Origin of the sequence: Collimonas silvisoli (genome assembly GCF_018305005.1) — a bacterium.
Taxonomy (GTDB): Bacteria; Pseudomonadota; Gammaproteobacteria; order Burkholderiales; family Burkholderiaceae_D; genus Collimonas; species Collimonas silvisoli.
In genome coordinates this window covers 43,417-49,555 of sequence record NZ_JAGQEG010000038.1, presented here as the reverse complement: position 1 = coordinate 49,555, position 6,139 = coordinate 43,417, and the positions used below count along the sequence as shown (strand labels likewise).

At 56.5% G+C, this 6,139-nt stretch carries 5 protein-coding genes; 3 read left to right on the top strand and 2 right to left on the bottom strand.

Annotation, left to right across the window (positions count from 1 at the left end; genetic code table 11):
* Together KHU33_RS12390 and KHU33_RS12385 are read right to left on the bottom strand one after the other, a co-directional pair.
* Nucleotides 1-661 (bottom strand): IS4 family transposase (locus KHU33_RS12390; RefSeq protein ID WP_211463236.1); only part of this gene is annotated, 661 nt, incomplete at its 3' end.
* A gap of 148 nt (nt 662-809) precedes the next feature.
* Nucleotides 810-1,742, bottom strand: coding sequence for a 2-hydroxyacid dehydrogenase (locus KHU33_RS12385; RefSeq protein ID WP_211463234.1), 933 nt, complete (start codon nt 1,740-1,742; stop codon nt 810-812).
* A 604-nt stretch (nt 1,743-2,346) separates the two neighbouring features.
* Here KHU33_RS12385 and wecB point away from each other — a divergent pair.
* The 3 genes from wecB (at nt 2,347) to KHU33_RS12370 (ending at nt 6,132) form a co-directional block, all read left to right on the top strand.
* Nucleotides 2,347-3,531 (top strand): non-hydrolyzing UDP-N-acetylglucosamine 2-epimerase, encoded by a 1,185-nt coding sequence (gene wecB / locus KHU33_RS12380; protein ID WP_211463232.1) that lies wholly within the window; start codon nt 2,347-2,349, stop codon nt 3,529-3,531.
* A gap of 199 nt (nt 3,532-3,730) precedes the next feature.
* Nucleotides 3,731-5,053, top strand: coding sequence for a glycosyltransferase family 2 protein (locus KHU33_RS12375; RefSeq protein WP_230414219.1), 1,323 nt, complete (start codon nt 3,731-3,733; stop codon nt 5,051-5,053).
* A gap of 2 nt (nt 5,054-5,055) precedes the next feature.
* Entirely contained in the window at nt 5,056-6,132 is a 1,077-nt protein-coding gene (locus KHU33_RS12370) for a bactofilin family protein (protein ID WP_211463230.1), read from the top strand.
* Nucleotides 6,133-6,139: the final 7 nt, after the last annotated feature.

The window sequence follows — 6,139 nt, the reverse complement described above, 5'->3', positions numbered from 1 at the left end:
AGTTGCATAAGATTTCCGCCGACAAAAAGCCTTTGTCAAAGGCCGTGAGGGAATCGCCGGGAATAGAGGAAACCAGTTCTTTAGCATACTGCATTTCGTGCGTACCGTAGGGACCAAAGGCAGCACTACGAATTAGGTGCGTCGCGACATCCGTTAGCGTGACCCCGCGTATCTGAGGATAGCTCGACACGGCACAGGCGTAGCGTTGGGCGCCGAAATGCTGACGGTGTTCTGGCGTATCAACCGTTTTTAAGGTTGTGCCGTCCATGGCGAACAACCTCAAACCCTTGAATTGGTAGTGCTTGCTGTCTTGATCGCACCACGCGCGGGCGGATAACTCAAACAGCGCTTGTAACGGCGCCGCCCCAAGTCGCTGGCGTGCTTGCGCGACCGCACTCTTGCTGACGAACGGAACTTGGGCATCCGGCAAGGCCAGATCCAAATCGTCGATGACTTCGCTGATGGATTGATGCCGATACAGCGCCAAGGCAACTACCAGCCAGACCACCTGCTCGGCTGGGAGCCGACGGTGCCGGATGCTCGCCTTGCCGGTGTAATTGATTGCCTGCTCTATCCACTCATATGGTAAATGCTGCCCCAGGCGCTCCCAGTTGGGCGCCTCCTGAGCTTCAGTCATAAAATGGATCGCGTCATCAAGCATGGACGCAGGTTAACAGCCTCCAATTGCGTTTACAACACTTAAAAACAAAAATGCCGTTCAGTCTTAACTGAACGGCATTACGGCGTCGAGCCGGATTTTTTTCAAGCACTAATCGTTATCTATTAATCGTTACCCATCAATCGTCACCTCAAACCGGCGTCAGCACCGCTTGCCCCGAAAAATGCCGCCTGGCGTTTTCCAGAAACAGACGGACCGTCTCAGCCACCGACTCCGGCGACCAGCCCGCCACATGCGGGGTCAGCACGGCGTTCGGCAAACCCAGCAATTCCGCCGGCGGCAGCGGCTCGCTCTCGTAGACATCGAGGCCGGCGCCGGCCACCCGCCCTTCGCGCAAGGCTGACGCCAGCGCCGCGGTATCAACCACACTGCCGCGCGCAATATTGACGACAAAACCCTGTGCTCCCAACGCATCCAGCACCGGTCGATTGATCATGTGGCGGGTAGCCGCACCGCCGGGGGTGGCAACCACCAGGAAATCGGCCCATTGCGCCAGCGCCAGCGGCGACGCGAAATACTCGAACGGCACATCATCGCGCGCCGAACGATTGTGATAGCCGATCGTCATATCGAAGCCTGCGGCACGCCGCGCAATCTGTTTGCCGATGGTGCCCAGCCCGATAATCCCGAGACGCTTGCCGGACACGCTGGGCTGCAAAGGCAGGGCGTCGCGCCAGATGCCTTGATGCAGCGCCACCCCCAGCTGTGGAATGCCGCGCACCGTCGCCAGCAGCAAACCCATGGCGTGATCTGCAACGCAAGCGTCATTGGTGCCGGCGCCGTTGGACACCGTGATGCCACGCTCGCGCGCGGCCGCCAGATCGATGTTCTCAAAGCCTGCGCCTAGTGCACAAATCAGCTCCAGCTTCGGCAAGGCCGCAATTTCTTCCGCGCACAAGCCGATCGAACCGATGGTCAGCACGGCTCGTATGGCGTCGGCATGACTGGCGACGGCGGCGCGGCGCTGCTCGGCGGTGGGCGCATAGACAATCTGGAAGTCCTGCGCGATGCGCTGCAGACTTTGGTCGGACAATGGATTAAGAATCAAGAGAGTAGAAAGCATTGGCGATGGGCGTAAGAGTATTTGAATAAGCGATTTGAATACGTGTTTGAACCGGTCTGCGCCGGCGGCGCAATGTGCACAATGATAATCTCGAAACCGTATTTCCTGCTTGGCCCGGGCATGTAGATCCATGTCAGCTGCTGCTTGCTTTGATCAATCCACCAAGCACCGATCATCGTCTATCCATCCCGACGCTCAGCTCCCGCCGAAACTGCTCGAAACTACCTTTAAGCGCCTCCCTCTCCTTTTTAGTCAGCGCAAAGTCAACGCAAAACTAGCTTGTGATGGGCCAGCTTTTGTCAGTTATAATTCCGTCACATTGTTTAACAAAAGATAATAAACAAAATCAATGAATATCATTATTGTGATAATTGCATTATTAAGTAACATTGGATACAGTTTTCAAACGGAAATTTATCTGCAAGAATAATTCAATAAAAATTTAATGTTTGTCATTGCTCACACATATTGCATGGGCAGTGGCCTTCCCTGTTTTTCAGGGCTCTGAGCCGGATCGGCATTTGTATCAAGAACGAAGAACCAAAGGACCTCGCGAGATTCGTCTCGACAGGGTGCAAGTTAACTCGACTAGTCGAGGGTACAAATGAAAGTTCTCTCTATCTTTGGTACGCGCCCAGAGGCCGTAAAAATGGCCCCTGTCGTCAAGGCGCTTTCCCACGAAACTGCAATCGAATCGCTGGTCTGCGTTACGGGTCAACATCGGCTCATGCTGCAGCAAGTGCTTGATTTGTTTGAAATCAAGGCGGATCACAGCCTCGACGCGATGCTGCCAAACCAGGCGCTGAACGGTTTGGGTGCGCGCCTGATTGCCTTGCTCGACCCGGTGCTCGAAGCGGTGAAACCAGATCGGATCCTGGTGCACGGCGACACCACCACCGCCATGATGGCCGCATTGGCGGCATTTCATCGACACATACCGGTGGCGCATGTCGAAGCAGGCCTGCGCACGGGCGACCTGACGCAACCCTGGCCGGAAGAAATGAATCGTCGTTATGTCGATGTCGTCAGCGATCTGCTGTTTGCCCCTACCACCCGGGCAAAAGCCAACCTCACCGCGGAACACCTGGCCGGCCGCGCCATCGTCACCGGCAACACCGTGATTGACGCGCTGCACATGACAACCCGACGGATTGCACTGGACCGCCATCTGCGCGAAAATCTTGACGCGCATTTACCTTACCTTAGAGCGAACCAGAAATTGCTGCTCGTGACCGGCCATCGGCGCGAAAATTTTGGCGCCGGTTTCATAGAAATCTGCGATGCGCTGGTGAAACTGTCGCAACGCTCCGACATACAGATCGTCTATCCGGTGCATCTCAATCCGAACGTGCAGATACCGGTGCTGGCGGCGCTATCCCACCTGCCTAATGTGCATCTGATCGAACCGCTGGATTATCTGCTGTTCGTACGCCTGATGCAGCGTGCTCATGTGATATTGACCGACTCCGGCGGCGTGCAGGAGGAGGCGCCGGCGCTGGGCAAGCCGGTGCTGGTGATGCGCAATGTCACGGAACGTCCGGAAGCGGTCAGCGCCGGCACGGTGCAACTGGTCGGCACCGACCCGGCACGCATCGTTGCCGCGGTCGAGCAACTCTACGATGATGATTGCGCCTGGGAGCAGGCGACTTATCGGATCAATCCCTACGGCGACGGCAGAGCGGCGGAGCGGATAGTTGACGTTCTATGCGGCAGAGCGACAGATGAATTTGGAGTGGAAAAATTTGATCAGGTAGAAACAGCGCAGCTGGCGGCAACGCTCCTTCAGTAAGTCTGGCAGACGATCTCATTTCAAGGAGCGGTTTATGAATTGCTCACTGCGTACTCTTCGTAAAACAGCTATTCGTGCAATGTGTGGGCGGCCCTCCAAAACAAAGGCGCGCTGCGCATTTCTTTCTCTCATCGCCATGGCCGCGGAAGCACGCTCTTCGCCTCTGGAATTCAGCGCCCGGACGATAGAGCTGGATCTGATGACAGCCGTACTCGGATGCATCATATTTTTACTGGTCCTCTATACGATTCGACACTACCTGTTCACCCTTAACCGCCTGTTTGGACGGCAGCGCCAGCCTTATCTCGATATCGAACAAGCGTCGTGGCCGCAAGTCGTTGTGTGCGTTGCCGCTCACAATGAAGAGAAAGTAATTGCGGATGCGTTGAACGCCTTGCTCGAAGTCGACTATCCTCGCGACAAACTGATCATCATGCCCCTGAATGATCGCTCCACGGATGGCACGCGTGAAATTATCGATCGCATTGCCGCCGCCAATCCCGATCGCTTCATGCTGTTCCATCGTAGCGCCGGACGCCCTGGCAAAGCCGCCGCATTGCGCGACGCCACGGAGAAAATACAGGCCGAAATCATTATCGTTTTTGACGCCGACTATCTCCCTGCACGCGGCTTGATAAAGCAACTTGTCGCGCCGTTTTTTGATCCGGAAGTCGGCGCCATCATGGGCCGTGTAGTGCCCATCAACGCCGGCACCAATCTCTTGACACGCTTGCTCGATCTGGAACGGGCCGGCGGCTACCAGGTTGATCAGGCTGCGCGCATGAATCTTGGCCTGGTGCCGCAGTATGGCGGCACTGTCGGCGGCGTAAGGCGCTGCGCGCTGGAGGAAATCGGCGGCTGGAACGGCGATATGCTGGCGGAAGATACCGATGTCACTTTTCGCCTTTTGCAAAACGGCTGGAAAACGGTTTATCAAAATCGTTCGGAGTGCTACGAAGAAGTTCCGGAAGTCTGGCCGGTCCGCATCAGGCAAATCAGCAGGTGGGCGCGCGGACACAATCAGGTAATGGGCCGCAATTTGATGGACTTACTGAGGAATCCCCGGATCAGCCTGCGTGAAAGAGTAGACGGCGCGCTTCTGCTGTGCGTCTTCATCATGCCGCCCTTGCTGCTCATCGGCTGGACACTGACGGTCGTTCAGTTTTTCATGACGTCGCACCAATGGCTGTTCGGATGGCTGGCTTTAAGCGGCCTGGTCGCCTCTGGGGCGTTTGGCACCAATGCGGCTTTTTTTGAGATTGCGGCCGCCACTTATCTGGACGGCAATCGCAATCGTGTCCGCTTGCTGCCGCTGAACATATTCGGCTTCCTGGTCAGCCTGATATCCATCACCCGTGCGACCATCAGCCAAATTCTGGATTTGATGCGGAAACGCGAGCTGGTATGGCAGAAAACAGAAAGATTCAGGGTTGCCACGGCACCCCCTATCCAAGAACTCATCTTGCCGCCCGCAAGCGCGCAGATAGATTCTCCCGTCGAATTCAACCGAAAGATCTTCTAATCATGGCCTTCCCGGCACTCTTATTGCTCTGCGTAATCCTGATCGCCTTGCTGCCATACATTCCAGCGGTATGCGAGTGGTTGCGCCCTACCGATGTCGCGCCGTTGCCGGTCAGAAGGAACGAGGTAAATAAACTGCGCTATTTCGCCGACAGCTTTCGCCTGCGCATTACCACCATGCCCGCTGTAGATTTTCAGAAATTGCAGAACTTGCAAACCGATCGGACCGTTAGCATCGGCAACAATCTGAGCATCGTACACCAACGCCTCGGCGCTGACGCCAACGCCGGCTATCATCCTGAAACCTTGAACATACTGCGGAAAAAGAACGGTATCGTCATCTTCGTGCACGACGCTCGTTTGCCGCCAGGCAGCCACAACCAGGCCGATCTGTTTGCAGCCTCGAATCTGTCGGTCGGCGCCGGAGCAAGCCTGCGCGCCTGCTCTGCACAGGGCGTCATCACGCTGGGCGCCGATACGGTGGTGCATCGCTGGATCGACGCTCTCTTGATCCACGTCGGCAGCAACGCATCGATTGACGGCCGCATCACCGCGATCAAGCAAATAAACTTTGCCGATGGCAGCCGATTTGTGCGCGCCGGCGCGCCAAGCATGCGCTTCGGCGTTTCCAGCGGCACCGCCGCAGCGGCGCCCGAGGCGTTGGCGTCCGGGGTGACGCGCGTGCGCCAGGTTCTCGATGACGGCGCCGAAGCATCCTCCGACAGCTATCAGAATGGCGATTTTGTGGTGCGTGGAGCATACCGTGTGCTGGCCGGCACAACGGTATTCGGCAACATCAAGAGTTATGGCGACCTGCTCCTGGAACAGCGCACCCGCATTGCCGGCAGTATTGTTTCCAACAAAAATATTGTGCTGGCGCGGGATTGTTCAGTTCTTGGTCCGGTCATCAGTCAAAACGATATCGTGATCGGCCCCGATTGCCGCATTGGCACTCCCGACGCAGCTACAACCATGATCTGTCGGAAATTGACCATCGCTGCAGGCTGCATCGTGCATGGCGTGATTACTACCCAAGACGGCGCAACGGTGACGGCAAGGGAGATATCCGATGCGGCTTGATACCAGC

Excerpts from the sequence above, each read along its gene's own strand:
- wecB (WP_211463232.1), top strand. The coding sequence starts at position 2,347 with ATGAAAGTTCTCTCTATCTTTGGTACGCGCCCAGAGGCCGTAAAAATG.
- KHU33_RS12375 (WP_230414219.1), top strand. The coding sequence starts at position 3,731 with ATGACAGCCGTACTCGGATGCATCATATTTTTACTGGTCCTCTATACG.
- KHU33_RS12370 (WP_211463230.1), top strand. The coding sequence starts at position 5,056 with ATGGCCTTCCCGGCACTCTTATTGCTCTGCGTAATCCTGATCGCCTTG.
- KHU33_RS12385 (WP_211463234.1), bottom strand. The coding sequence starts at position 1,742 with ATGCTTTCTACTCTCTTGATTCTTAATCCATTGTCCGACCAAAGTCTG.